Origin of the sequence: Streptomyces sp. DSM 40750, assembly GCF_024612035.1 — a bacterium.
In the GTDB taxonomy this organism is placed as follows: Bacteria; Actinomycetota; Actinomycetes; order Streptomycetales; family Streptomycetaceae; genus Streptomyces.
In genome coordinates, this window is record NZ_CP102513.1 from 4,975,373 (window position 1) to 5,001,660 (window position 26,288).

At 70.7% G+C, this 26,288-nt stretch carries 26 protein-coding genes and 1 pseudogene; 11 read left to right on the forward strand and 16 right to left on the reverse strand.

What is annotated here, in order from left to right:
* Window positions 1-184 precede the first annotated feature (184 nt).
* From JIX55_RS22255 to JIX55_RS22265, 3 genes are all read left to right on the forward strand, one after another.
* Window positions 185-1,531: a M6 family metalloprotease domain-containing protein gene (locus JIX55_RS22255; RefSeq protein WP_257565060.1), complete on the forward strand. Its 1,347-nt coding sequence runs from the start codon at window positions 185-187 to the stop codon at window positions 1,529-1,531.
* 126 nt (window positions 1,532-1,657) lie between these two features.
* Complete coding sequence (locus tag JIX55_RS22260) at window positions 1,658-3,334, forward strand: IclR family transcriptional regulator domain-containing protein (RefSeq protein WP_257565061.1); 1,677 nt, start codon at window positions 1,658-1,660, stop codon at window positions 3,332-3,334.
* Between the two features lie 107 nt (window positions 3,335-3,441).
* Window positions 3,442-4,182 carry a TetR/AcrR family transcriptional regulator gene (locus JIX55_RS22265; RefSeq protein WP_257565062.1) on the forward strand — a complete coding sequence of 247 codons (741 nt, stop codon included), beginning with the start codon at window positions 3,442-3,444 and terminating at the stop codon, window positions 4,180-4,182.
* 57 nt (window positions 4,183-4,239) lie between these two features.
* On the opposite strand, the gene JIX55_RS22270 is transcribed toward JIX55_RS22265, so the two are convergent.
* The 3 genes from JIX55_RS22270 to JIX55_RS22280 are packed head-to-tail and all read right to left on the reverse strand — an operon-like array spanning window position 4,240 to window position 7,001.
* Window positions 4,240-5,061, reverse strand: a complete 822-nt coding sequence (locus JIX55_RS22270; RefSeq protein WP_257565063.1) for an ABC transporter permease — start codon at window positions 5,059-5,061, stop codon at window positions 4,240-4,242.
* A gap of 2 nt (window positions 5,062-5,063) precedes the next feature.
* Window positions 5,064-5,912: an ABC transporter permease gene (locus tag JIX55_RS22275; RefSeq protein WP_257565064.1), complete on the reverse strand. Its 849-nt coding sequence runs from the start codon at window positions 5,910-5,912 to the stop codon at window positions 5,064-5,066.
* A gap of 3 nt (window positions 5,913-5,915) precedes the next feature.
* On the reverse strand, window positions 5,916-7,001 hold the full coding sequence (locus JIX55_RS22280; RefSeq protein ID WP_257565065.1) for an ABC transporter ATP-binding protein: 1,086 nt from the start codon (window positions 6,999-7,001) through the stop codon (window positions 5,916-5,918).
* Between the two features lie 94 nt (window positions 7,002-7,095).
* On the opposite strand from JIX55_RS22280, the gene JIX55_RS22285 reads away from it, so the two are divergent.
* Together JIX55_RS22285 and JIX55_RS22290 are read left to right on the forward strand one after the other, a co-directional pair.
* Window positions 7,096-7,479, forward strand: coding sequence for a hypothetical protein (locus tag JIX55_RS22285; RefSeq protein WP_257565066.1), 384 nt, complete (start codon window positions 7,096-7,098; stop codon window positions 7,477-7,479).
* A 188-nt stretch (window positions 7,480-7,667) separates the two neighbouring features.
* Entirely contained in the window at window positions 7,668-8,366 is a 699-nt protein-coding gene (locus JIX55_RS22290) for a TetR/AcrR family transcriptional regulator (protein ID WP_257565067.1), read from the forward strand.
* 195 nt (window positions 8,367-8,561) lie between these two features.
* Here JIX55_RS22290 and JIX55_RS22295 read toward each other — a convergent pair whose 3' ends face one another.
* From JIX55_RS22295 to JIX55_RS22305, 3 genes are read right to left on the reverse strand one after another with little or no spacing between them, the layout of a single operon-like run.
* A complete protein-coding gene (locus tag JIX55_RS22295; protein WP_257565068.1) occupies window positions 8,562-9,629 on the reverse strand; it encodes an ArsO family NAD(P)H-dependent flavin-containing monooxygenase in 1,068 nt (355 codons plus the stop codon).
* Window positions 9,626-10,432, reverse strand: a complete 807-nt coding sequence (locus JIX55_RS22300; RefSeq protein WP_443046497.1) for an aquaporin — start codon at window positions 10,430-10,432, stop codon at window positions 9,626-9,628. The genes JIX55_RS22295 and JIX55_RS22300 overlap by 4 nt, the downstream gene beginning before the upstream one ends.
* Entirely contained in the window at window positions 10,429-10,737 is a 309-nt protein-coding gene (locus tag JIX55_RS22305; RefSeq protein WP_257565069.1) for an ArsR/SmtB family transcription factor, read from the reverse strand. Before JIX55_RS22305 ends, JIX55_RS22300 begins: the two co-directional genes overlap by 4 nt.
* Before the next feature lie 92 nt (window positions 10,738-10,829).
* Here JIX55_RS22305 and JIX55_RS22310 point away from each other — a divergent pair, with 92 nt between their 5' ends.
* From JIX55_RS22310 to JIX55_RS22320, 3 genes are read left to right on the forward strand one after another with little or no spacing between them, the layout of a single operon-like run.
* Window positions 10,830-11,243 carry an arsenate reductase ArsC gene (locus JIX55_RS22310; protein ID WP_257565070.1) on the forward strand — a complete coding sequence of 138 codons (414 nt, stop codon included), beginning with the start codon at window positions 10,830-10,832 and terminating at the stop codon, window positions 11,241-11,243.
* Window positions 11,240-12,292 carry a thioredoxin-disulfide reductase gene (gene trxB / locus JIX55_RS22315; protein WP_257565071.1) on the forward strand — a complete coding sequence of 351 codons (1,053 nt, stop codon included), beginning with the start codon at window positions 11,240-11,242 and terminating at the stop codon, window positions 12,290-12,292. The genes JIX55_RS22310 and trxB overlap by 4 nt, the downstream gene beginning before the upstream one ends.
* Window positions 12,293-12,328: 36 nt before the next feature.
* The gene (locus JIX55_RS22320; RefSeq protein ID WP_257565072.1) at window positions 12,329-13,222 is read left to right on the forward strand and encodes a phosphorothioated DNA-binding restriction endonuclease; all 894 of its coding nucleotides are present in this window, start codon (window positions 12,329-12,331) and stop codon (window positions 13,220-13,222) included.
* A 22-nt stretch (window positions 13,223-13,244) separates the two neighbouring features.
* Here JIX55_RS22320 and JIX55_RS22325 read toward each other — a convergent pair whose 3' ends face one another.
* The 5 genes and pseudogenes from JIX55_RS22325 to JIX55_RS22345 all read right to left on the reverse strand — a co-directional run bounded on the left by JIX55_RS22325 (window position 13,245) and on the right by JIX55_RS22345 (window position 18,595).
* A complete protein-coding gene (locus JIX55_RS22325; RefSeq protein ID WP_257565073.1) occupies window positions 13,245-14,315 on the reverse strand; it encodes a PucR family transcriptional regulator in 1,071 nt (356 codons plus the stop codon).
* A 344-nt stretch (window positions 14,316-14,659) separates the two neighbouring features.
* The gene (locus JIX55_RS22330) at window positions 14,660-16,093 is read right to left on the reverse strand and encodes a flotillin family protein (protein ID WP_257565074.1); all 1,434 of its coding nucleotides are present in this window, start codon (window positions 16,091-16,093) and stop codon (window positions 14,660-14,662) included.
* A gap of 106 nt (window positions 16,094-16,199) precedes the next feature.
* Window positions 16,200-16,715 carry a hypothetical protein gene (locus JIX55_RS22335; protein ID WP_257565075.1) on the reverse strand — a complete coding sequence of 172 codons (516 nt, stop codon included), beginning with the start codon at window positions 16,713-16,715 and terminating at the stop codon, window positions 16,200-16,202.
* A gap of 227 nt (window positions 16,716-16,942) precedes the next feature.
* Window positions 16,943-17,319: pseudogene (locus tag JIX55_RS22340) on the reverse strand (hypothetical protein); the annotation flags it as partial.
* Between the two features lie 145 nt (window positions 17,320-17,464).
* A complete protein-coding gene (locus tag JIX55_RS22345; protein ID WP_257565076.1) occupies window positions 17,465-18,595 on the reverse strand; it encodes a site-2 protease family protein in 1,131 nt (376 codons plus the stop codon).
* A gap of 516 nt (window positions 18,596-19,111) precedes the next feature.
* Between JIX55_RS22345 and JIX55_RS22350 the strand changes: the two genes are divergently transcribed.
* A complete protein-coding gene (locus JIX55_RS22350) occupies window positions 19,112-20,962 on the forward strand; it encodes a glycoside hydrolase family 15 protein (RefSeq protein WP_257565077.1) in 1,851 nt (616 codons plus the stop codon).
* 95 nt (window positions 20,963-21,057) lie between these two features.
* Here the strand turns inward: JIX55_RS22350 and JIX55_RS22355 are convergent, their stop codons facing one another.
* From JIX55_RS22355 to JIX55_RS22370, 4 genes are all read right to left on the reverse strand, one after another.
* Entirely contained in the window at window positions 21,058-21,204 is a 147-nt protein-coding gene (locus tag JIX55_RS22355; protein ID WP_257565078.1) for a hypothetical protein, read from the reverse strand.
* Window positions 21,205-21,458: 254 nt separating this feature from the next.
* Entirely contained in the window at window positions 21,459-22,016 is a 558-nt protein-coding gene (locus JIX55_RS22360; RefSeq protein ID WP_257565079.1) for a hypothetical protein, read from the reverse strand.
* Window positions 22,017-22,358: 342 nt separating this feature from the next.
* The gene (locus JIX55_RS22365; protein WP_257565080.1) at window positions 22,359-22,850 is read right to left on the reverse strand and encodes an HNH endonuclease; all 492 of its coding nucleotides are present in this window, start codon (window positions 22,848-22,850) and stop codon (window positions 22,359-22,361) included.
* 14 nt (window positions 22,851-22,864) lie between these two features.
* Window positions 22,865-23,410, reverse strand: a complete 546-nt coding sequence (locus JIX55_RS22370) for a GIY-YIG nuclease family protein (RefSeq protein WP_257565081.1) — start codon at window positions 23,408-23,410, stop codon at window positions 22,865-22,867.
* A 627-nt stretch (window positions 23,411-24,037) separates the two neighbouring features.
* Here JIX55_RS22370 and JIX55_RS22375 point away from each other — a divergent pair.
* Both JIX55_RS22375 and JIX55_RS22380 read left to right on the forward strand, forming a co-directional pair.
* On the forward strand, window positions 24,038-24,493 hold the full coding sequence (locus tag JIX55_RS22375; RefSeq protein ID WP_257565082.1) for a hypothetical protein: 456 nt from the start codon (window positions 24,038-24,040) through the stop codon (window positions 24,491-24,493).
* Window positions 24,494-24,900: 407 nt separating this feature from the next.
* Entirely contained in the window at window positions 24,901-25,377 is a 477-nt protein-coding gene (locus tag JIX55_RS22380) for a hypothetical protein (protein ID WP_306820025.1), read from the forward strand.
* Between the two features lie 288 nt (window positions 25,378-25,665).
* On the opposite strand, the gene JIX55_RS22385 is transcribed toward JIX55_RS22380, so the two are convergent.
* Window positions 25,666-26,277, reverse strand: a complete 612-nt coding sequence (locus JIX55_RS22385) for a DUF4232 domain-containing protein (RefSeq protein WP_257565083.1) — start codon at window positions 26,275-26,277, stop codon at window positions 25,666-25,668.
* Window positions 26,278-26,288: the final 11 nt, after the last annotated feature.

Below are 26,288 nucleotides of genomic sequence, written 5' to 3' on the forward strand. Positions count from 1 at the left end.
GGAAACGGTCCCCGGTTATTTCCCGTCCCCGAAGACTTTCCCTGTGACCTGGGTCACGCCGCACTCGACGGGGAAACCCACGTTCGGCCCTTCCAACGCGCGCCCCGCCCACCCCTGGACACAGGGTGATCGAAAGGGTGCAGCCTCGTCACCGGGCGGCTGCCGTGGAGCGAAGGGCGCGTGTATGCAGCAGCCGTTCCGCAGAAACGGGGCACCTCCGCGCCGGACACGTCCGTCCAAGCCGCCCCGCGCGCAGCGGAAGGCGCACCGGATACGCCCGCGCCGCGTCGTCGCGCTCGTTTCCGTCACCGCCCTCACGCTCGCGGTCAGCACCTCCGCCGGCAACGGGCACCTGATGGCGAAGGAGGGGACGACGGCCGCGGGGGCCGCCGCCCTCCCCCGCGGTTCGGCGCTCGGTCCCTGCATGATCCGCGGCCCGCTCGACACCCAGATGTCCGAGGGCATCCCGACCTCGCCCGGCTACTCCCGCTCCACCGGCACGGTGCGCGCCCTGAACCTGATGATCGACTTCTCCGACGCGCCCGGTGAGGGCAGCGCGATGGACCGCTTCGCGGAGTTCGCCCCCCAGACCCAGAAGTGGTTCCGGACCAGCAGTTACGGCCGTATCGACTACCGTCCCGAGGCCCCGCTCACCGAGTGGCTGCGGATGCCGGAATCCTTCCGCTCGTACGGCATAGAGCGCGGCGCCCCCTTCGACCCCGGCTACCGCCGACTGGTCCAGGACCTGGTGCGGGCCGCCGATCCGCTGGTGGACTTCCGGTCGTACGACCTCGTCAACGTCCTCGTCACCCCGAACGCCGGCCCCTCCGCCCTCGACACCGTCCTGTCGGTGACCTTCGCCGGCAACCGTGAGGCGCCGGTCGCGGACGGTGTCCCGGTCGCCAACGCGTCCTTCGTCTACAGCCGCCAGGACGACGGCTCGGGCTCGTACACGGAGACCGGCTACCGCGTCCTCCCCCACGAGAACGGCCATGTCTTCGGCCTTCCCGACCTCTACACCCACGAGGGCGGCGGCGCGGTCGGGCACTGGGACATCATGAGCGAGGACTGGGGCGTCGACAACGATCTGCTGGGCTGGCACAAGTGGAAGCTCGGCTGGCTCGACGAGACCCAGGTCGGCTGTGTGGCCGCCGACGGGAGCGCCGAGTACACGCTGACCCCGCTGGCCGAGCCCGGCGGCGGGAAACTGGTCGTGATCCCCCTCAGCCCCCGTACCGCGTACGCCGTCGAGCTGCGTACGCGGGCCGGCAACGACGCGGCGGTGTGCCGGCCCGGTGTACTCGTCTACCGGGTCGACGCGACCGTCGACACCGGGAACGGGCCGATCAAGGTGTACGACTCCCGCCGCGACAGCGGGGGGTGCACGCGCAGCCCCAACGTCCACGCCGAGCTGTCCGACGCGCCGTTCGTGCCGGGGGAGTCCTTCAAGGACGGGCGGGCGGGGGTCGAGATCGCGGTGGAGGAGGCGGATGTCGGGGGGAACCACCGGGTGGTGGTGAGTCGGCAGTGACGGCGGAGGGAGTGGGGACGGAGGCGGGGACGGGATCTGGTGTCCGGTCCGGGATGGGTCGGTCTGTGCGGGTGGGTGAAAGGTGTCCGGCGCGGCGGCGCGGCCCGACCGCATTACCGTGACCTCATGCTCCCGAACGTCATCGCGGCCTCCTCCTCCGCGCCCGCCGAGGCCGTCGCACCCCTCATGCGGGGGATCACCGTGCTGCGCCGGCTCACCGAGGCGGACGGGACGTTGAGTCTGAGCGGGCTGGAGAAGGCCACCGGGCTCGCGCGCTCCACGGTGGACCGGATCACGGCGACGCTGGCCCGGATGGGATACGTACGGCTGGACGGCCGGGACGCGGTCCTCGCCCCCCGTCTGATGGAGCTGGGCAACGCCTACCTGGCCGCGATCCGTCTCCCCCGCCTCCTCGACGCCCACGCGGACGCCCTCGCCGACGATCTGGACGAGTCGGTGTCCCTGGCGGTCCGCGACCGGGACGGCATCCGTTTCATCCACCAGGCCACCCGCCGCCGTGCGATGTCCCTCAGCTTCCGTATCGGCGACCTCCTCCCCGCCGAGCGCACCGCGCCCGGACCGCTGTTCGCCAGCGAGTGGGACACAGCCGACTGGGCCCGCTGGCGGGCCCGCCGCGACGCCGACCCCGAGGGCCGCGGCTTTCCGGCGGTGCCACCGCGTAGCGGCGCGTACGACGACTTCGAGGCCCGTACGGCTCGGGCGGGCGCCCAGGGGTGGGCACTGGACGACCAGTTGATCGAGCCGGGGCTGGTGGCGGTGTCCGTACCGGTGCGGGATCCGCGTACGGGGCGGGTCGCGTGTGTGGCGAGCGTCGTCAGCCACACCAGCCGGCACACCGCGGAGTCCCTGCGCTCGACGCTGCTGCCGCGGCTGCGGGCGACCGTGGCGGCGATGGAACGGGAGCTGCGGGAGCGGAGAGAGCCGCGTGAGCGGGCCGCCCCGGGGGACGGTTCCCCGGGGCCCTCCGGGCTCGCCGCCTGGACGGGTGCCTCCAAGCAGGAACTGGGCCGGGAGTTCATCGAGTCGCTCGCCCGGGGGCTCACCGTGATCACCTCCTTCGGCGAGGGGCGGGCCGAGCTGACCCTCACCGAGGTCGCGCAGGCCACCGGGCTCGCCCGGGCGACGGCGCGGCGGGCGCTGATCACGCTCCAACACCTCGGGTACGTCGAGTCGTACGACCGTGTCTTCCGACTCACGCCCCGGGTGCTGGGACTGGGCTTCCCGCCCCTGTCGATGCTTCCCCTCCCCCGGATCGCCGCCCCGCATCTGGCCGAGCTCTCCGAGCGGGTCCACGACTCGGCGTCCCTGGCGATCCTCACCGGGGGCGGGGACGAGGTGCAGTACACCGCGCGGGTGGCCACCAGCCGTGTCATGAGCGTCAACATCACCCTCGGGACGCGGCTGCCGGCGTACGCGACGTCCCTGGGGCGGGTCATGCTCGCCGACCTGCTCCCGGAGGTCTCCCTCCCGGAGCGTCTCATCCGGCTGACCCCGCACACGGTCACGGACCGGCGGGAGCTGCTGGCCGTCCTGGAGCGTGTGCGGGTCGCCGGGTACGCGCTTGTCGACGGGGAGTTGGAGGAGGGGTTGCGGTCCATCGCCGTGCCTGTGCGGGACGGGGGTGGACGGGTTGTCGCGGCGGTGAATGTCGCGATGCACAGCAGTCGGCGGAGTGTCGAGGAGTGTGTGGGGGAAGTACTGCCGGAGCTTCGGGCGGCGGTGGGGCGGATCGAGGGGGAGTTGGGGGTGGCGGGGATGTTCCGGCGCGTGTCGGGGGTCTGACCGGGTTTCCTCGCCCCCGCCGCCCCCTGCCCGTGGGGCCGCGCTCCCCACCCGCGCGAACACCGTACGCTTAGCGCGTCAGGCGTACGCAGACAGAGGAGATGTCCATGTCACCGGAGAAGCCGGTCAGGAAGCAGCAGGCCTTCCAGTCGGTGTGGACCCGGCCCCGGACCGGGCGGGAGCAGCCCGTGCTGAGCCGGGAGCACATCGTGGCCGAGGCGTTGCGGCTGCTCGACGAGGAGGGCATCGACGCGCTGAGCATGCGCAGGCTCGGCGGCCGGCTGGGCGCCGGCGCCACCTCGCTCTACCGGCATGTCGCCAACAAGGACGAGCTGATCGAGCTGGCCGTCGACGAGATCTACGGCGAGATCGAGGTCCCCGCCGAACCCGACCCGGCCGACTGGCGTACCGACACGGCCCGTTGCGCCCACAGCCTGCGCGCCACGATCCTGCGCCACCCGTGGCTGGCCTCCGTGCTCGGCGAGATGGGCATGTCCTACCTCGGCCCGAACTGGATGCGAGCCTCCGAGGCCATGCTGAACCTGCTGACCACCGCCGGGTTCCCGGCCGACGAGGCCGACCGGGCGCTCTCGACGATCGTCGCGTACGTCACCGGCATGGCCACCAGCGAGGCCGCCTGGCTCAATGTCCTCGCCCGCAGCGGCCAGGACGAGCAGACCATGGTCGAGCGGCTGTGGCCGGCCGCCGAGGAGGCCGCCCAGGACTACCCGCTGCTGCGCGAGGGCTACGCCGACCAGCGGGGGGTGGATCCGCGGGCGGCCCGGGAGGAGGGGTTCCAGTACGGGCTCGACCGGGTGCTGGACGGGTTGGAGACGCGGCTGAAGTGACATCCGAGGGAACCGACCGCCGACTTGGCGGCCGCGTCTCCAACCCGCCCTACCCGCTCACCCGTTGACGCCCGTGTACCGGCCCAGGCTCCAGTTCCACAGCAGCCGTGACAGCACGAAGGCCGTGAGGCCGATGAACGGTGAGGCCACGGCGAGCGCCTCCGGTACGCCCATCGCGTCGCCGTGCCCGGTCAGTACGCCGGCCGGGAAGTAGGCGATGAACGCGAGCGGTACGACGAAGGTGAACGCGGCGGAGGCGGCCTTCGGAAGGATGCTCAGGGGATAGCTGCCGAAGGTCCCCATCAGCTCCTCCAGCCACTGGCTCCAGTACGAGGTGGCCGGGAAGTGGAGCGCGGCGGCGGCCAGGGCCGTGAAGAGCGCGGCCTCGACGAGCATGCCGCCGAGCACGCCCGCCACCACGTACGCGATCCGGCCCGCCGTCCAGTCGAGGGAGCTGCGCTGGAGGGCGGCGACGAACAGGCCGACCGCGACGACGAGGTCACCGATGGCGTTGACCGGGAAGAAGGCCAGTTGGACCTGCCGGTAGACCGGCATCGGACGGATCAGACAGGGTTCGACGATTCCTTCCTGGACGAGGAGGTTCATGTACTGGACCCGCCCGAGGAACAGCACGTACAGCCCGTGGGCCAGCATGCGCATGCTGGCGATCAGCAGCACGTCGGAGCTGGACCAGCCGCCGAGGCCCGGGAACCGGGTGAGCAGCACCGAGGCGAAGACGACGATCGAGACCTGCCAGATCGCCCCGACGGCGACACCCATCAGGAACTCGCCCCGGTACTCCAGCCGGGCCTTGAAGTTGAGCTTGGTGATCCGCCAGACGACCCGCCAGGCGTGGGCGGTCCCTTGTGGAGTCGTCATGGTCATCCTCCCTGGGCCACGACGCGTCGGCCGGCCCGGTCCCAGAGCCGGCGGGTGAGCAGCGCGAGCAGCACGATCCAGACGGCCTGGATCGCCATCTGCCCGAAGGCGTCGTCGACGCCGATCCGTCCGACGTAGATGGAGAGCGGTACGCCGAGGGTCGCCTGGAAGGGCAGGAACGTGCTGAGCGTGATGAACCAGTCCGGGAAGTACCAGAGCGGCGCGTACACACCGGAGAGCAGGTTCTGCGCGAAGACGAGGATCATCAGGGCCGCCTCGTTGCGCAGGGTCCAGAAGCACAGCAGGTCGACCAGCATCATCACGTAGTACAGGACGAGTTGGCCGAGCAGCATGCTCACCGCGAAGACCCCGGCCACCGCGAGCGAGGCGGGCGGGGCGACGACCCCCACGGCGAGACACAGCACGTATCCGGCGAGCACCCAGCCGAAGCCGTACAACTGGTCGCCGAGGGCGCGCAGCGCGTAGTAGCGCTGGGGCTTCATCGGCCGCAGGTACCAGTAGACGATCGTCCCGAAGTGCAGATGCTGGATCACCGTGTCGCGGCCGGCGCGCCGGTCGAGGCCGCGGATGCGGTTCGCGAGCACGGCGAGTACGGCGTAGCCGACGGCCTGGGTCTCGTTCAGCCCGGCGCTGGAGTCGGTGTTCGCGTACAGGCCCCGCCAGAGGTAGACGACCAGGCACACCTGGACGAGGAGCCGTACGGCGGTGGCGGTCATCCGGGGCGGTGTGAGCAGTTCGCCCCGGGGCGTGATCCAGGCGACGCGGCGGGCGCGCGCGACCGCGGTGGCGGTGGTGGTGGTCTCGGCCGGTGTCCCGGTCGTGGCTGCCATGGCTCAACCGCCCTGGGCGGCGGCGGAGGTGACGGTGGCCGGTTCCTGGGCCGGTACGTCGCTGAGGTAGGCGGCGCGCATGACGTCCTCCAGGTCGTTCTCCTCCAGCGCGAGGTCCGCTACCCGGAACCGCCCGATGATGACCTTCAAGGCCTCGTGCACGGTGGGCGCGTCCTCCCCGACCGGCCCGAACACGAACCGCGGCCCCTCGCGCCGCAGCACAGCGATGCCCGCGAAGCCGGGCAGCGAGACAGGTCCGCCGGTTCCCTCGCTCCGCTCGATCTCCTCGACGTCGGCCGGGTCGGCGAGGGTGGCCCGGACCTGCCAGGTGCCGCCGAAGCGCCGCCGGATCTCCTGGAGCGGGCCGTCGAGCACGATCCGGCCGTGGTTGATCAGCACGACCCGCTCGGCGAGCCGTTCCACCTCGGTCATGTCGTGCGTGGTGAGCAGGACGGTACGGTCACGCTCCTCGACCTGGTGCCGCAGGAACCGCCGTACCTGCTCCTTCACCACCACGTCCATGCCGATGGTGGGCTCGTCGAGGAAGACGACGGGCGGGTCGTGCAGCAGCGAGGCGGCGAGATCGCAGCGGACCCGCTGACCCAGCGACAGATGCCGGACCCGGGTGTCCCAGAACTCGGAGAGTTCGAGCAGCCCGTCGAACTCCTCGATACGGGCCCGGAATTGGCTCTCGGGGACCCCGTAGATGTCCCGCAGGATCTCGAACGACTCCCGGGCGGGCAGATCCCACCACAGCTGGGTCCGCTGCCCGAACACGGCCCCGATGTTGTGGGCGTTGCGCTCCCGGTCCCGGTGCGGGACGACCCCGGCGACGAGCGCCTCGCCGGAAGTGGGTGTCAGAATTCCGGTGAGCATCTTGATCGTGGTGGACTTCCCGGCCCCGTTGGGACCGAGCAGAGCGAGTAACTCCCCCTTGCCCACACTGAATTCGACGTCCTGCACCGCGACCTTGGCCACCCGCTGCGGACTGACGAGCGACCTGAGCGCACCCGCGAAGCCGGGTCGCCGAACGGTCGTCTGGAACACCTTGGACAGCCCGCGCGCCTCGATCACCGCAGACAATGGCATCACATCCGTTCATATCGATACGTTCGGAATCTCGAACATCATCCGGAACAACGGCGGCATGCTAGGCCCCGCGCACCAGAGGAGAGAAACGAAATTGTTGGCCGTCATCGTCACCGAGAGCCTCAAGGACCCCGCCCTCCTGCGGAAGGTCCCGGGCATCGAACTCAAGCGCTACACCCTGCCGCTCAATGACGGCCCCGTGGAGATCATCGAACTCGACATACCCAGGCAGGCCACGCAGGAAGCCTGCCTCCAACTCGCCGCGGCCCTCCGGCCCGAGCGCTACTACGCGCACCTCCAGGACGCCCACGTCATGTACGTCGTCTTCCCCCACACGATCTCCGTCGTACGCCGCTCCGACCCGGCGTCCGAGGCGGCGGCCCAACGCGTCGGCGCCCTCTTCTCCATCCCGCTCGCCCAGATGAATTTCCTGGACATGTTCACCACCACCCACCCGGGCATCTCCACCCCGTGGTGACCTGCGGGACGGCCGGCCGACAGCCACCCGCCGGGGTGGTTCGGGCCGGCCATCACCGTGGTCCTCGCCGCGTTCACCCAGGCCCGCCGCAGAAACTCTCGGCGATCGCCTCCAGCACCGTCCTGCCGGCCGGCCGGCCGGACCGCACCCAAAGTGGACAGGGCGATCCGATCGCTAGAGTGGCTGTCATGAGCTCTGGCGCCCAGCACACCGACGGCCCCGCCGCCCAGCCTCTGCGCAGCGACGCCGAGCGCAACCGGGAGCGGATCATCGCCGCCGCGCGGACGGTCTTCGGACGGGACGGTCTGGGCGCCTCCATGGCCTCCGTGGCCCGCGAGGCCGGCGTGGGGATCGCCACCCTCTTTCGCCGCTTCCCCACCAAGGACGACCTGTTCGACGCCGTCTTCTCCGACCGCATGGACGCCTACGCCGACGCGGTCACCACCGCCCTCGAAGACCCCGACCCCTGGCACGGCTTCACCGGCTACATCGAGGCCGCCTGCGCGATGCAGGCCGCCGACTACGGCTTCGCCGACGTCCTGACCACGACGTTCCCCAACGCCAAAGCCATGGAGAAGCGTCGGAACGAGGCCTACGAGGGGATGGTGCGGCTCATCGAGCGCGCCAAGGCCACGGGCCGCCTGCGTGAGGACTTCGACCCCTCGGACCTGGTGCTGATCCACATGGCCAACGCCGGCGTCGTCAACGCCACCGGCGACGCCGCCCCCGACGCCTGGCGCCGCGTCGTCGCCCTCATGATCCAGTCCTTGGCGGCCCCGGCCCGCGGCCCTCTGCCCTCCTCACCCGACCACGACGCCCTCTACCAGGCCATGCTCCGCGCCGGCCGGGCAGACGCCACGGCACCGGAGCCGGGGAAAGGCACCTGACCGGCGGGACCAGGCCCATCGCCTCCGGCTCGGCCGGGTAAGGCGGCAGCGCGCGCGAGGACGTCGTTCCTCGCCCACACCGCCGGCGAGGAGGGCCGGAAGGCCCTTCCCGAGATCCGCTACGCGCCCCTGCCGGAATCCGTCGCCGCCGAAGTACGTGACGTCATCGGCGAGTTGTCGTGAGGCGAGGTCCGCTCAGCGGTCGTCGGCGACGAGTCGGGCGATCTCACGGGCGGCGTCGCGTGCCGGTCGGCCGACGCCGATGAGGGTGGCGGAGGCGGGGCCGGTCCAGTCGCCGTAGCCGAGGAGGTGCAGGCGCGGTTCGTCCACGGCCTGTGTGCCGACGGTGGCGATGTGGCCGCGCCGGCCGCGCAGCCCCAGCGGTGCCAGGTGCGAGAGCGCGGGGCGGAAGCCGGTGCACCAGACGATCACGTCCGCGTCCGCCCGGGTGCCGTCGGCCCATACGACGCCGTCGCGATCCAGGCGTACGAACATGGGCGACGCCTTGAGCAGTCCGGCGTCACGGGCCTCGCGGACCGGCGGTAGGGCGACGATGTCGCCCAGGGACCCGACTCCCCCGGTGTCGACATGCCCTTCGTCAAGGGCACGCCGGCGGGCGGTGGCCACATCGAACAGGGCACGCCCGTCGATGTCGTCGGCGAGGAAGCGGGGCGGGCGCCGGGTGACCCAGGTCAGCTCGGTGTCGTACGCCAGGTCGGCGGCGATCTGCGCGCCGGAGTTGCCGCCGCCGACCACGACGACACGCCGCCCGGCGAAGTCACGCGGACCGCGGTACTCGGCCGTATGCAGCTGACGCCCCCGGAAGTCCGAGCGCCCCGGGACGGCGGGCAGGAAGGGACGCCACCAACTGCCGGTCGCGCTGATGGCAGCCGGGGCACGCCACGTGCCGGCGTCGGTCTCGACCCGCAGCAGCCTGCCGCCGTCCCGGTGGACCCCCAAGACCCGTACGGGCCGGTGCACCGGAAGCTCGTAGCGCCGCTCGTACGCGGTGAGATAGCCGACCACGTGGCCCGCGTCCGGGTACGGCTCGCCCACCTGCACGGGCATCGGACGCCCCGGCAGGGACGAATACGCGGCCGGCGAGAACAAGTGCATCGAATCCCAGGCATGTTGCCAGGCACCGCCCGGTTCGGTCCGGGCGTCGAGGACGACGAACTCCAGGCCGAGGCGGCGCAGATGGTAGGCGGCGGCGAGCCCGGACTGGCCGCCGCCGATCACCACCACCTGCGTCGTACGGGTCATTCAGCGGACCGGCCCGGCATGAAGATCAGCGCCACCAGCGCCAACCCGACCACACCGCCGATGAGCTGCATGCCGATGAACCCCGCGACCGATCCCGGCGCGATGCCCGCGAAGGTGTCGGTGAAGGCGCGGCCGACGGTCACCGCCGGGTTGGCGAACGACGTGGACGAGGTGAACCAGTACGCCGCACCGATGTACGACGCGACGGCGACGGGCGCGAAGCGCAGCTGGTCGGCGCGGGCCAGGCCGAAGATCAGCAGGATCAGCCCGGCCGTGGCGACGACCTCACCGAGCAGCAGATGCCCGGCCGAGCGGTCGTGCGTGGACCACTCCACCAGCGGCTTCCCGAACATCGCGTCGGCCAGCACCGCCCCCGCGATCGCGCCCACGACCTGGACCGGGACGTACACGGCCACCTCGCGCGCGGTGACACCGGCACCGCCCCGCCGGGCGTTCCACCACTCGGCCAGGGTGACGACCGGGTTGAAGTGCGCGCCCGAGACCGGGCCGAGCAGGAGGATCAGGACACCGAGGCCGAAGACGGTGGCCGTGGAGTTGGCCAGCAGCTGCAGGCCGACGTCCTTGGTCAGTTCGGTGGCCTGGATGCCGGAGCCCACCACGACCGCCACGAGGGCGGCCGTACCGATGAGCTCGGCGGCGGCCCTGGCGACCAGGGGCGTACGCGGCGGGGTGGCACCCGGCGCCGGTTCGACGGACCCGGCGGACCGGCCGGACCCGGCGGACTCGGGCTCGGCGGCGGGCATCACGGACTCCGCGGTCGCGGGGGCTTCGGCGGGGGTCATGGGCAGGCCCTCTTGTTCTCGGAAGCGGTACGAGCGGACTCGGCCAGGTCGGCGAACTGTCCGGCGAGCTGGGCGACGACGTCGGGCTTGAGCCGGTAGTAGGTGAACCGGCCGCACGGCTCCGTCTCCACGACACCGGCCTCGCGCAGCACTCTCAGGTGGTTGGAGAGGTTGGTCTGCCGGGCACCGGTCTCCTCCACGAGGTGAGTGGTGCACAGCATCTCTTTGGCGAGCAGGGTCACGATCCGGAGCCTGAGCGGGTCGGCCAGCACCCGGATCAGGTCAGTGTCGACTGACGTCATCATGGACTGATACTCTCACATCAGTGGTGGCTGACACCATCGAGTGCTGAAGTCATTCATGCCTGATGCCGTCGTGAGACAAGAGAGACCTCCTGATGTCCGACAAGCCCTCCGTGCTCTTCGTCTGTGTCCACAACGCCGGCCGCTCCCAGATGGCCGCCGCGTGGCTGACCCACCTGGCCGGGGACCGCGTCGAGGTCCGCTCCGCCGGCTCCAATCCGGGCGCGGGCGTCAACCCGGCCGCCGTCGAGGCCATGGCCGAGGTCGGCATCGACATCTCCGCCGAGGTCCCCAAGATGCTCACCGTGGACGCGGTCAAGGAGTCCGACGTCTGCATCACCATGGGCTGCGGCGACACCTGCCCCGTTTTCCCCGGCAAGCGGTACCTGGACTGGCAGCTGGAGGACCCGGCGGGCCAGGGCGTCGACGCCGTCCGCCCCATCCGTGACGAGATCAAGGTGCTGGTCGAGGGCCTGATCAAGGAGATCGCGCCGGAGCCCCAGGCATGAGCACGACCCTGGACACGACCACGACCACGACCACGACCACGGACACGGACACGGACACGGACTCGGACGTCCGCCACGTCATCGTCATCGGCTCCGGCCCCGCCGGATACACCGCCGCCCTCTACACCGCCCGCGCCTCACTGAAGCCGCTGGTCTTCGAGGGCGCGGTCACGGCCGGCGGCGCACTGGTACAGACGACCGAGGTCGAGAACTTCCCCGGCTTCCGCGACGGCATCATGGGCCCGGACCTGATGGACAACATGCGGGCCCAGGCCGAACGCTTCGGCGCCGAGCTCGTCCCCGACGACATCGTCGAGGTCGACCTCACCGGCCCCGTCAAGACCGTCACCGACACCGCCGGTACGGTCCACCGGGCGAAGGCCGTCATCGTCGCGACCGGCTCACAGCACCGAAAGCTGGGGCTGCCGGGCGAGGACGCGCTCTCCGGCCGGGGCGTCTCGTACTGCGCGACCTGCGACGGCTTCTTCTTCCGCGAGCACGACATCGTGGTCGTCGGCGGTGGCGACACCGCGATGGAGGAAGCCACCTTCCTCTCCCGCTTCGCCCGCTCCGTGACCATCGTCCACCGGCGCGACACCCTGCGGGCCTCCAAGACCATGCAGGACCGTGCCTTCGCCGACCCGAAGATCTCCTTCGCCTGGAACAGCGAGATCGCCGAGATCCACGAGGACGGCGGCAAACTCGCCGGGCTCACCCTGCGCGACACCGTCACCGGCGAGACCTCCCGCCTCCCGGCCACCGGACTCTTCGTCGCCATCGGCCACGACCCGCGCACCGACCTGGTCACCGGTCAGCTCGACCTCGACGACGAGGGCTACCTCAAGGTCGCCTCCCCGTCGACGCGTACGAACATCGCGGGCGTCTTCGGCGCCGGCGACGTCGTCGACCACACCTACCGCCAGGCCATCACCGCGGCCGGCTCCGGCTGCGCCGCCGCCCTCGACGCCGAGCGGTACCTCGCCGCGCTCGCCGACGCACCCAGGCCCGGGGCCGCCCTGGAACGCGAACTCGCCGACCACCTCGCCTGACTCCTTACCGACAGCGCCTCACTACGATCACCGACCATGGACTGGTTGGAGCGCATCGCGAAGCTCAGACAGTGGACGAGGAGCGGGACGCGCGCCCCGCACAAGCCGCTGCTGCTCCTGCACGCCCTCGGCCGGTTCCAGCAAGACCCCGACAGCGAGCTGCGGTACAGCGCGGTGGAGGAAGAGCTACAGCTCCTGCTGTCCGAGTACGGCCCGCCCAACAGGACGACACCCGCCTACCCGTTCCACCATCTGGTCAGAGACGGCGTATGGGAAGTGCGTACCGACCGGGGGCCCGGCAGTCCCGGAACCGGAGTGCGAGTTCTCCGGGAAACAGGTGCCACCGGTCGCCTCGCCCCGGAACTCAGAACCGCTCTGCGAAGCGAACCGGAACTGCTGGGGCGAATAGCGCGGTTGCTGCTCGACCTCCACTTTCCGCCCTCCCTCCACGGTGAGTTGTGCGAAGCCGCCGGCCTGGAACTGGAACCGGCCGAGACCGAGCAGCTCTCGACCGTGCGGAGGCAGCGGGACCGGCGCATGCGCGAACGGGTGCTGACCGCCTACGAGTACCGGTGCGCCTTCTGCGGCTACGACGGCAGGATCGGCACGGTCCCGGTCGGGCTGGAGGCAGCGCACGTGCGCTGGTGGGCGTTCGGAGGCCCGGACGACGTCGACAACGGGCTGTGCCTGTGCTCGCTGCACCACAAGCTCTTCGACAAGGGCGTCCTCGGGGTCGACGACCGCCGGCGCATCCTGGTCTCCCAGCGCTTCGTCGGCCACAGCCCCGCCGCCCGCCAACAGGTCATCTCACTCGCGGGCCGTCCGCTGGTCGGCCCGCAACCGGGCGTAGCCCCCGTCGCGGCCGACCACCTCGCCTGGCACACCAGCCAGGTCTTCCACGGCACACCACGCCCCGCCACCGCCGCCTGACGGATCGACCTACCGCCAGACTTCAGTTGGGCTTCGTGGGCCAGTCCAGCAGCCGGGCGCCGATCACCGCGGTCTGCAGGGTGTAGCGGTGCATCGGGTCCGACGGGTCCGCGCCGGTGAGCTTGTGGATGCGTTCCAGGCGGTAGGTGAAGGCGCGCACGCTCAGCGAGAGCCGCCGCGCCGCCTCCGCGGACACACAGCCGGAGTCGAAGTAGACGGTGAGGGTGTCGAGGAGCGGCTGGGCGCCGCCGCGGGCTCCGCGCAGCGGACCGAGCGCGTTGTCCACCAGGTCGGCCATGGCCTGCCGGTCGCGGGTGAGGACCGGGTAGACAAGGAGGTCGGCCGCGTGCAGCACGGGTTCGTCGAGTTCGAGGCGTTCTCCCAGGTCGAGGGCGTTGAGGGCCTCCTCGTAGGACTGGACGACGCCGGCGGCGCCGGGTTGCGGGCGGCCGATGCCCACCTGGCCGCCGCCGGTGGCGGCGAACGCCTGCTCGGCGAAGTGAGCGAGTACCTCGCTCTGGCCGCCCGGGGCGATGCACACCAGTCGGCCGTCCTTGGTGGTGAGCAGGATGCTGCGGTCGCCGAACCGGCCGATCAGTGCGTGCTCCACCTCCCGGAGAACCGTGTCCCCCTCTTCGTACGCGACCGGGCCGCGCGCCACGGCGACCGCGTGCTCGTACGACAGCCGCAGCCCGTAGCGTTCCGCGCGCTGGGCCAGTCGTCCCAGGTCGCTGCGGCCGTACAGCAGGTCGTCGATGAACTCGCGGCGAGCGGCTTCTTCCTGGCGTACGGCGAGCCGCTGCGCCCGCTCATAGCCTTCGGCGAACGCGTCGACGGCCTGCGCCACGGCGCCCAGTACGTCGTCCACGGAAACGTCGCCCCCGGTCGGCCAGTGCGCCCGGGTGGCGGCCATGTGGGCGCCGACCATGATGCGCAGGCCCAGGCCCGCCTCCGCGGCCTGCTCGCCCAGCGCGCGGCGCGAATCGCGTTCGCTCCGGGTCAGCCGGCGCCCGGTCGCCGCGGCGTTCGCAAGGATGCGGGCGTACCCCTCCAGGTACTCGTCGTACTCCTCGGACGCGTCCCGCCCCGCCATGTTGGTCCCCCGAAGTTGATGCGTTGTTGACGTCTTTCTAGCGCATGACCGCGGAAGGCACCCGTACAAGCCGGGTCTCGTTCAAGCCGGCTCTCGTTGCCTGCTTCCGGCAGTTGACCGACGCGCTGACACGCCGACTGCGGGCAAGCTGTCTGTCACCGCCGCGCCGAGGATCGAGAGCGGGCATCACTCGTACCTCGTTACGGAAAACCGCCCGGGCTGCGGAGAAATCCGCACGCTTACGGCGAGCCCGGGCGGCTCGCGCGAGCCCGGGCGGTTCTGGAACCGCCCGGGCTCGCGCGAGAAGGCGCTTCAGCTGTCTGGCACCGCACTCGATGTCGGCGTCAGCCGGTGATCTCGACCTTGCCGTTGGCCTCGCTGGGCGCCGTCGTCGCGGGCTGCGCACCGCCGACCCGCCCGGTGATGCCCTTCAGCAGTTCGGCGATGTCGACTCCGGTGGTGGAACCGAGGAGTTCGAGGCCCTGGGCGACGTTGTCGGCGACCGTGCGCGAGAGCTGGCTGGCGCCGTCGGTGGAGATCACCGTCATCTTGTCGATCGCGCTGAGCGGTTCGGACGCCTTGGCGACGACCTGGGGCAGCACCTCCACCAGCATCTGCAGGACGGCGGCGTCGCCGTACTGGGCGAAGGCGTCGGCCTTCTTCCGCATGGCGTCTGCCTCGGCGGCACCCTTCGCACCGATGGCGGCGGCGTCCGCCTCGCCTTCGAGGCGGACGGCGTCGGCGAGCGCGGCGCGCTGCGCCTTCTCGCCCTCACCGGTCAGCCGGGCCCGCTCGGCGGTCGCCTCGGCCTCCTTGACCAGCGCGACGCGGCGGGCCTCGGCCTCCTGTTCGGCCTGGTAGCGGGCGGCGTCGGCGGGCTTGCGGACCTTGGTGTCCAGTTCGCGGTCGGTCAGCGCGGCCTGGCGTTCGGCGACCTTCTCCTGCTCGCCGAGCACCTCCTGCCGGCGGGCGGCCTCGGCGAGCGGGCCGGCCGCGTCGGCTCGGGCGGCGGCCTCGTCGGTCTCGGCCTTGATCTCGGCCTGCTTCAGCGCGAAGGTCCGCTGGGCGATCGCGATCTCCTCCTCGGCCTTCAGCCGCGCCTGCTCGGCGGCGCGGCGGGCGACGGCCTCGGCGATGTCGGCCTCCTGCTTGGCGCGGGCGGCCTCCGGACGGCCGAGGTCCTCCAGGTAGGAGCCCTCGGTGCTGATGTCCTGAATCTGGAAGGCGTCAAGCACCAACCCCTGCCCGGACAGGCTCGCCTCGGCCTCCTCGGCGACCTGACCGGCGAACGCGGCGCGGTCGCGGATGATGTCCTCCACCGACATCCGGCCGACTATGGCCCGCAGCGCACCGGAGAGCACTTCCTGGGTGAAGCCGACGATGCCGTCCTGCTGCATCAGGAACCGCTGGGCGGCGGCCCGGATCGAGTCCTCGGTGCCGCCGACCTTGACGATGGCGACACCCTCCAGGTGCGCCTTGACGCCCCGCAGTGTGACGGCACCGCGCACGGCGACCGGGATGTGCCGGGACGACAGGTCGAGGGTGAACTTCTGCTGCACGAACGGCACGACGAACACCCCGCCGCCGACCACGACCTTCTGCCCGCTGTTGTCGGTGAAGACCCGGCCGGTCTCCGGATCGGTGGCCTTCTTGCCACGCCGCCCGGTGACGATGAACGCCTCACTCGGACCCGCCACCTTGTAACGGGTGACCACGACAAGGCCGAGCAGGACAAGGAGTACGACGACCCCTGTCACGGCGACGACGACTGGACTCATGTTGTCTTCCCCTCAGCCCTCCCGGGGGACGGCAGATCGGTACGAGTTCATGTGGATGAAGGAGCACCGATGTGTCGGCGCTCGATGCGCGATGCGGCGCGGCGGGTCAGCGATCGACGGGGCGCACGGAGACCGCTGTCTGCGACAGCGTCTCCTCGACCCAGATCTCGACGCCGCGCGGCACCGGGGTCGGACTCTTCGCCGCGAGCTTCACCGGTTGCCCGGCCAGATGGACCAGCACCTCGCCGTAGCCGTCGGCCGGAATGGCCGTCACCACGGAGCCGGCGGCGCCGATCAGGTCCTCGCCGCGCGGGGCGGCACCGGACGTGTCGCTCAGCAGCGCGCGGCTGAGGCGGTGGGCGAGCCAACCCGTGGCGGCTCCGGCGGGCACTCCGATCGCGGTGGCCCCGACCGCGCCGAGCCCGGTGGTGCCCATGACGATCGCGCCGGAGAAGCCGAGCATGGACACGAACCCGGCGATGACCGGGAGCGACAGCCAGCCGTCGAAGGGACCGTCGAGCGCGTCGACGCCGTCGAAGAGGCCCTCGATCACACCGTCGAAGACGAGGGACAGAACGAGGAGTACGACTCCTGCGATGCCGAGACCCAGAAACCAGGTCATCCGCGTCCACCGCCTCTCCCCCACTGTCACCGCGCCGGTGGCCAATGCTCACACGTGGGTCTGCCGGAAACACTGCCTGGTTCCGGCAATGTTCATGCTCCTTTGATGCCGGTCTCTCACGGCTCGGCCTAAGGGCGGCGAGCGCCGGGGGCGGCTGTGCCTGGAGAAGGTCAACGGTGTGGTGGGGGCGGCCGGTTGGGGGGCGGCCGGTTGGGGGCGGCAGCCGGTCAGGGACGGCAGCCGAGGAGTTCGGTGAGCCCCTGCCGGGCGGTCGGCCGGGTGGTCATCGGCACGACCCGGTCCTCAGGGCGCAGGACGTCCCCGGTCCTCGGGCCACAGGACGTACCGGGGTGCAGTTCCCGGACCAGCCCGCGAGGCCGGTCGTCGCCGCCGGACGGATGGGCCGACGCAGGGTCGGGGCGACGGCCGGGAGGGGCGGCCGCGTCCAGGGCCGGAACCCGTCGGGCCCCGGGGCGGAGGAAGGCTTCGGCGACCGTGCGGCCCTCCAGGTGCGGGTGCCCGGCGACGACGAGGGCGGCGAGAGGAGCACCTTGCGTTCGACAGGGACGGCGCCGTGGATCTGGCCGCCCCTCATCACGCCGGCGAGGCACCGTCCTCAGGCGTTGGCGTTCCGCCGCGCCGGCCAGGCCGGTTGCGGAGATGCGCACGTCGGCGCTTGCAGCGCGTCGGCACCAGCCGCCGTTGGGTGCCGCGCCCGGTAGCCGGGGTGCCGCCCGAGCCGTCCGTCATCACCGGTTCCCCGGTCCGCGGAGCCTGTGGCGCTCGACGAGCCGGGAGATGTCCCGCACGGTGATGATGCCCACCGGGTACCGGCCGTCGGTGACGAGGATGGGCAGGCCGCTGCCCGGGCGGAGCTTCTCGAGCACGTCTTCCAGCAGGTCGTCCGGCGCGCAGGTCGTGACCTGTGACAACGGGGTCGCCACGTCACGCACCCGCAGTGTCCGCCGCTGCTCGGCGGGGACCCGCGCGAGCCGCGGCAGATCCAGCGAGCCGCTGAGGCTCCCTTCGAAGTCGGTCAGGGCGAACGTCGACCGGAGGGTCCGCAGGGCCACGTCCTCGACGCAGCGTTCCACGGTGAACCAGTCCGGGCAGGTCTCCACGGGACTGGTCATGGCATCGGCCGCTTTCACTCCGCGCAGGGCCGGGGCCAGGGTCGCGCGCTGCCGTTCGGCGCCGGCGACGATCACGAGGAAGAAGCCGATGACCGTCAGCCACAGGCCTCCGAACGCGCCGCGCAGTACGGAGATCCATCCGAGAGCGATCAGCAGGATGCCGAGGACCTGTCCGCTGCGTGCGGCTGCTCGTTCGGCCCGGTCCCGGTCTCCCGTACGCCACCACATCAGCGCCTGCACCACCCGTCCGCCGTCGAGGGGCGCGCCCGGCAGCAGGTTGAACACGCCCAGGACGGCGTTGACCCACCCGAGCCAGACCAGGACGGCCGTGGGCATCGCCCAGCCGGACACCGCGTCCAGCCCGATGCCCGCTCCGAACGCCGCCGCGCCGACGACGAGGCTGGTGAACGGTCCGCTCACCGCCACCACGAAGGCCGCGCGGGCCGCACGCGGCCTGCCCATCTCGGTCATCCCGCCCAGCGCCCAGAGCGTGATGCTCTGGACCTCGATGCCCCTCCTCCGGGCCGTGATCGCGTGAGCGGCCTCATGGGCCAGCAGGCTCCCCACAAGCAGCAGGGCACCGGCCAGGCCGGCGGCCGTGTAGGCGGCGTCGGACTGGTCCGGAACCCAGGCGGGAAGCGTCCGGCTGCCCAGGCTGTACCCGAAGAGCAGCACGAGCAGCGGCACGGTCCAGTGGACGCGCAGCGGCACCCCGAGCACTCGTCCCATGCGTACCGAGCCGTTCATCACCATCTCCTGCGGACCGGAGCCGGCGGTCCCGCGCCCGAGCCGACAGGCCGGGGCCTCCACGGGACCGGACCAGCGCGATGTCCACCCACTGACAGTCTCACTCGCCGGGGCGGACGGCGGAGGATGTGGCTCTCCTGGACCTGGGCGGATCACCTTTCACGTGTGGGTGAGGTGCCAGGGTCGCCACTTCCGCCGGGGCGGTCCTCATGGGGCCCGCAGCGCTCCCGGCCTCGCCGCCCCGCTGTGCTTGACCGCCCCGGTCGTGCACGCCTCGGACCTGCTGGTCTTCCAGGTTCTCGGCCCGGCCACTCACCGGCCACGACCCCACCGATCCCGGCCGGCGAGACATCCCGCACACCGCCGCCCTCGGCGCCCGCCTCCTCGACTGGCCCGCCCGCTCCCCGCCTCCGCAGCCCGCAGCCCGCAGCCCGCAGCCCGCAGCCCGCAGCCCGCAGCCCGCAGCCCGCAGCCCGCAGAATGATCCGCCGCGCCCTCAGGGGGTACAGATCAGGCATGAGCCAGTGGTCGCCCGTACCCCTGGAGGGGTACCTGCCGATCGAGGACCACGGCCTGATCGGCGATGGCCGCGGCTGCGCCCTCGTGGGCCGCGACGGCGCCATCGGCTTCATGTGCGTCCCCCGCTTCGACTCCCCGCCCCTGTTCTGCTCGCTGCTCGACCGCCGGAGCGGCGGTTCCTTCCTGCTGGCCCCGGACGGGCTGCGGCACAGCCGTCAGTACTACGTGGAGGACAGCGGCGTCCTCGTCACAGAGCTGCGGTCGGACACGGGGGTCGTCGAGGTCACCGATGCGTTCCTCCTCGAACCGGGGGCGCGCCTGGAGGAGGACGCGCCGGTCGGCCGGGGTGAACTGGTCCGGTGGGCGAGAGTCACCCACGGCACCGTCGATCTGGCGGTGTCGGTACAACCGCGCGGCGGCGCACGGTACGAGCCTCGGACCGGGGGTTGGCGACTGACCTGCCCCCGGCAGTCCCTGAGGCTGCACCTGACAGCCTCCCGGCCGTTGCCCGACCACCCGTTCACCCTGCCCCTGCGCGCCGGGGACGGCTTCTGGGTGCGCCTGCGTTGGAGCCAACGGCAGGACCCCTCCGCGGAACGAGCGGAACGAACGGCCTCCAGCTGTATCGACGACACCACAGGGGTGTGGCGCCGCTGGTCCGCACGCGTGGTCGACGACACTCCCCGCCCGGAGATGGTGCGTCGCTCGGCCATCACGCTGAAGCTCCTCGACCACGTCGAGAACGGTGCCATCGTCGCCGCTCCCACCTCCTCGCTGCCGGAACGCATCGGCGGCGACCGCAACTGGGACTACCGCTACACCTGGATCCGCGATGCCGCGTACACCGTCTTCGCCCTGCGCCGGATCGGCCTGCCCGAGGAAGCCGGGGGTTTCCTCCACTGGGCACTGACCGCCGACTGGCGGGACGGGCGGCCCCGCGTCCTGTACGACGTGGACGGCAGACCGCCACAGCCGGAAGTGATCGACGAGGAGCTGGAGGGCTACCGCGCCTCCGTACCCGTGCGGTGGGGCAACGCCGCGGTCGAACAGATCCAGCACGACGTCTACGGAGAGATCCTGGACTGCGCCTTCCAATGGGCCGCCATCGGCAGACCCTTGAGCGCCGACCTGTGGCACCGGCTGTCCGGGCTGGCCGAACGGTCACGCACTGCCTGGACGACGCCGGATCACGGCATCTGGGAAGTACGCACCCACGGGCGCCCCTTCACGTACTCCGCGGCCATGTGTCAGGTGGCGCTCGACCGCGCCGCACGGCTCGCCACCCGCCTCGATCTCCCGGGCGACGCCACCACCTGGGCCGCAGAGGCCCGGTACCTCACGGACCGAATCATCCACGACGCGTGGGACGAGACACAGAACTCCCTCACCGAGCACCTCGGTCACCGAGGAGGACTGGACGCCTCGCTCCTCGCACTCCCGCTCAGACGGGTCCTGTCCGCCGATCACCCACGCATGGTCGCCACCGCACAGGCGATCACCGAACGCCTCGGCGCGGGCGACGGACTCCTGTTCCGCTACCTCCCGCAGGACTCGCCCGACGGGATCAACGAGCCCGAGGGCGCGTTCCTGCTGTGCAGCTTCTGGCTCGTGGACAACCTCGTCGGCCAAGGCCGCGTCGACGAAGCCACCGAACTGTTCGAGAAGCTCTGCTCCTACGCCAGTCCCCTCGGCCTGTTCGCCGAACAGATCGACCCCGCGGACCACTCCTTCCTCGGCAACTACCCCCAGGCGCTCAGCCACGTCGGGCTGCTCTCCAGCGCCGTCGTCCTGTCCCGCGCACAGCGCGGCGTACGCCCGGAACTCTCCACCCACGCCTGGTTCCAGTAAGGGCAACGGCCGACGCCCGTACCCGTACCCGCCGACGGACCGCGACTGCGTCGGGCCGCTCCGGAGGCCATGGCGCCGGATGGGTACGCGTCGCCTCAACTCGGTGCGGTGCGGCGGACGTTGAGCGCCTCGGCCCGCCGGGCGAGCTCGGCGGCCTGCACGGCCAACCGGTCGCGCAGCACCTCGTAGGTACCGGCGTCGAGCGATTCCCGCGTACCGGTGGAGGAAGTCGGGTGCATCACGGTCCGGAGCCGCCGTCCCCTGTGCGGCAGCTCCGGACCGCGGATCATGGGGCGGTCAGGACAGGACGAAAAACACGAGGAACGCCATGAGCAAGCAGGCACCGACACTCGCGATCATGGCGTTCATGAGGAACATCCTTCGCAGGTGATGAAGGCAAAGCCTGAAAGGCCCCGGAGCACCCGGAGAGGCGTCGGAGGTCGAAGGCCGGAGGAGTCCGCTGCCGCGGTAGGTTCCGCCAGAGCGCGGCGCCGGCTCAGGCGGCGCGGGAGCCTGGGTCGACAGCCGCCTCATGGCAACCGGCCCCGTGACCACCGGCCTCGTGACCACCGGCCCCGTGCCGACGCCCCCGGTAGAACTCGCCGGCCCCGGCCTCGTTGAAGGCGTACGACGGACCCGTGCCGGTATCGCCGGACCCGTGCCCGGTGAAGTCCGGCCGGGGCGGCCCGGGTTCCTCGGGGAAGAGGCGGTGCAACGGCCGTACGAGCACGCGGGCCACCCGCCAGGCGAACAGCGGCGCGGCGATCAGTACGGCGATCCCGGTCAGCGCGCGCATCGGCCCCGAGGGGACGAGCGGATCCAGGAGAACGTTCGCGCAGAGGCTGCCGAGCCAGGCCACGCCCGTCACCAGCGAGAACCCGATGGAGACCGGCACCCCGCCCAGGCCCCAGACTTCGGCGTCCGCATCGTCGTCGAAGCTGCCGGAGTGGGTCGCGCCCACCGCGACCAGCAGCCAGAAGCACACGACCACGATCAGGGCGACGGTGAAAGGGAAGACCGGGTAACTCGTGGCGGCCTCGAAGAACGTCCGCATTTCCGATCCCCCGATCGTCCCGATCCGTGACAGCCTCAGCGCACACTTCAGGCCCTGATACCGGTCACCTGCGGGTGCCCGGCACCGAGGCCGATCCGTGTGCTCCCCTCCCGACCAATCCTGCCTGGGGAACACTCCGAGCACATTGCTGGGTTCCGGCAATCTTTGCCCAGTCCTCCATGCCGGTTCCTGCTAAGGGGGCGTCAAGACCCGCGTGACCTGCGGCTTCGCTGGCCGAGCTGGCGGGCACGACCGCGCCCGCCAGCCACCCCTGTTGACCGTGGCTGACCCCCGCATCCGGCACAGCTGTGGCACGCGCCTTCTTCGTGGCTGCGTACGCGCTCAGCGTTTTTCGCGCTCGTAGCGTTCCACTCGACGGGCCAACTTCTCCCGATACCTCTCGGGCGAGTGGGAAGCCTGAGAGCGGCGCACCATGTCCTCTGCGTTGAGGCTGTCTGCGTAGGCCCGGAGCGCGGGTATCCGGAAGAGGACAGCGCGCCGCGCTTCGGCTTCCTCGGTAGTCCTCAGTGGGGTGCTGTCGTTGCGTTCATGGTTGCAGCCCCAATGTGTGAGGCGCACATTGTCGCGCGTGTCGGTTCCGCCGGCCGCGATGGTGCGGACGTGGTCGATGCTCGGGGACCGAGGGTCTGGATGCTGATAGGCCTGGTCAACTGGGTCTTCACACAGACCACAGATCCAGTCGTCCCGTCCACCGATCTCTTCCGCTGTGTAGCGCTCGACGCTGCCATTGCTCCGCATGCGCTCACGGCGGCGTCGATCCTGGGCGCGCTTGGCTTCGCTGCGCCGTGGCGCGGGCAGGTCTGCGTAGCTCACCTGTGCCTCCTCTGCTATGCGCTGATGGGCAAGGCCCTTGCCCGCTCCCGAGCTTTGGCACGTACTTCCTTGAGGCGGTCGTGGAAGCCGTTGTGGCGGTTCTGATCGAGGTTCAACGGGAGGTCAAGCTGAGCGATTAGCTCCGACTCCAAGGTCCACGGCTCGTCGCGTTCCAGCCAGCACACCTGCGCGTGGTCAGCCATCCACTGACTGAGGGTGGCTTCCCCGCTCTTTCCGAACGTCAGGCGGTTGCCGCTACCCACGCGGCGTAGCTCCAGCCCGAGCAGACAGCCAAGGGTGAGCCGCAGCGTTGATCCAGCCGCGTTGCCCCGGTAGTGGTATCGGACGCGCTTCCTCAGATTCTGCGTACTGGTCCGGTTGGACATCCGGCGTGGAGCTATGCCGACGTAGAGCAGTTGTCCAGGGGCCAAGTCGGAGTGGGGCGCCTCTTTGAAATGCCACCCGTAGACTCCGGCCGCTGCTGGCACAGGGCACTGCCGCACCAGGACCTCGTGCGCCGACCACAGCCGTGCGGGTTCGGTGAGGGTGGTTGCGTCCATGGAACCTCCAACGCCGGAAAAGACGCTGGATGCAGGCTACTTGGCGAGAACGAGTGGAGACGTCCGCACCCGTGATCCGGGCCATCCGGCTCCGCCGACAAGAGACACACGGCTTGGGAAGCTCGTGTGCCGTGTGGGTGGGAAGCTGGCTGACCTGCGGCGGAACGATGGCGGCACCTGATGCCCACGGCCTGCGTTCCCCGGTGTTCCCCGTGGCTTCCCGCACAACCTGGCACGGTTCTGGCACGTGTGCCTGGAGTGCCGGTCGTAGGAACAAGAGCGTTGTCAGTGGCGGCTGTTAGCTTCCGTGGCAGAGATGAGCCGGTTCGCTGTTCTCCCCGAAGAACACGGCGGCCAAGGGGGGGTGGCCGGATAGGGGTCTCCGGACCAGCAGGTCCCGGGACGCCGAATGGCTCCGCACCCACCCCCCTCACGACCTCCTGATCCGTAGCTCCAGCGAGATCGGGCAGCGACGTCCATGCCGGTCGCTTCGAGGGCCCACCGGGACACTGCCGGGCGGGGGCGGTTGCGGTACCCCGCTGCTGCACCGCTGGCCGGACTGCCAGTCACTCCTGGCCTACCCCTCGACTCCCTTGAACGCGTTCAAAAAAGGTGTCACTATGCGCTATGCCCTTCGTGGTCACCTCTCCTTGGCACCGACTCGGCCGTGTCGGCTTGTGCATCGCTGATGCCGTCGGTCGCTACCTGCTGATCTGGGTGGCGGCATGGCTCGTCCATGCCCTGACGGCTCCCCGCCAGCACGAGCTTGTGTCCTACCTGCCTCGCACCCGCTCGTACTGGGAGGACACCGCCTACTACCTGTGGGACGAATCCATTGCCTCGGTGGGGCTCATGGTGGGCATCCCCTCGCTGCTGGTAATCCTGTTGTTCGGGCTGCTCAACGAGCGCAAGGGGGCGGCATTCCGTATCCGTCTGGCGGGGCTCCTCCTCCTGCCCACATGGTTCTTGCTCTTCCAGAACTTCGTGGCGCTCCTCTTCGTCCCAGTCCTGACGCAGGTGGCCTTCGCGCTCTGCCTGATGCCGGTTCCCCTGGTTCGCTTCCCCGCGAAGGCCGAGGACTGATTGCCCAGGCGGGCGCGCGCCGAGTGGTGGCGGATGGACAAGGCCTTGCGAATCGACAGGCATGACCCTGGCTTCCCCGCACACGTGCGGATGCGATTCGCCCACAGCACCTGAGCAATCTTGAAAACCGCCGTGGCGCGAGTCACCGTGGGTTCGAATCCCACACCCACCGCGTGCGGAAACGGCCCCTGACCAGGTAGTTGGTCAGGGGCCGTCGTGCTGCGAGGTGCCCGCTCGGCACCGTGATTCCCCGTGGTTCCCCACCCGATCGGGCACGGAGGGGGCACGGGCACTTCCTGACCCGTAGCTCTCGCGGGATCGGTCAGTTACGGCTATTCCGGCCGCTACCGAGCCCCCGCAGGGGCGCTACCGGACGCGGGCGATCGCTGGGTTGCGGTACCTGGCTGATGTACCGCAGGATCCAGACGGGGGTGATCATGGAACGGCATGTGCTGGAATCGCTGTTGGCCGGTGATGACGAGGCTTCCGTGATTGCTCTGGCCACCCTCCGCAGCGGCGCCACCTACTGGGTGGCGGACCGGGCACAACCCGCAGGGCAGCATGCCGGAGTCTTCAAGCGCCGACTTCAGCGCATGCGGATGCACGGACTCGAACCTCTTGGGCTGGAACGAGCAGTGCAGCTCATCCGCGAACATGGCCGACCCGTGCGCACAGGGTTTGTCGATGCTGCCGATCGGACATGGACCACCCTGCTCTTCCTCACCGAGGACGGCAGCGCACTAGTGGCCTGCGCCGGCTGGCCGCTGCCGCTGGTTGCCAGGAAGCCACCGCTTCAGGAGAGAGGCTGGAGAACTCTCGGGCTGACCTGGACTTCGATACCGGGTGAGGCGGCCGGCAACGCGACCGTAGGACACCCTCGTTGACCGCGGCTGACCGCTGCATCTGGCACGGTTGTGGCACGAACCTCAGCCGACGACAGCCGGCCACGACGGCGGGCGGGCCGACCGATCACCCACGCGTGTGCCTCGGCTGTATCCCACCCGCCTCACCTCGCGTCCTGGGCGGTCGAGGACATGGGTGTCCCAGGGGCGGGTGCATGGTGGGTGGGGGTGTCGTGGTGCTGCCGCGCCATCGGCCGACTTCGGCCGGTGTTCAGTAGGCCATGTGAGCGTTCTGGTCAGCCGCTGGGAGGCGGTTCCGATCGAGGTCCGTCACTTCGACATGATGAAATCCAGGGCGTAGCCGGGAGCAGTCGTCCAGTAGGTGACACGCTGGAAGTCGTTGGCGTACAACGTGTCGACGGGCATGGGGACATCGATCGGCTTGCCCGCGCTGCTGCCGGACTTACGACCCTGGAGGCTGAGGGTGATGCTCTTCGCCTCGTACTCATCCATGGGGCCGTTGACGAGCAGAGCGGCATATCCCTCCTCACCCGGAGCGAGAGTGACGGGCACCCCCGGGTTCGGGGCGCTCTCCTTGATCACGGGGGCCGTGGTCCGACCGTCACCAAGCCGCACGAGAGGGTAACGGTAGAGGTTGCACTTCTTGTCGCCGGCGTTCTGGACGATGAGGAGGAGGTGCCTGGCGTCCTTGCTGTCTGCGGGCTCCGTCACGGCGGACACCCCGAGGACCTTCTGGGAGCAGGCGGCGATGGTGCCCTTGTCGCCACTGCCGCCCGAGCGGTGCGTCACCGCGTCATTGGCCTTCCCGCTGATCGTCCGCGGCCCGGTGGTGGAGGCCTGTGCCGACACACCACACCCAAGTGCCAGGACGAGACCCGCGGCCACGGCCACACGGTGGGCCGCAAGGGACTTCATGTTCATATGTGTGTTCC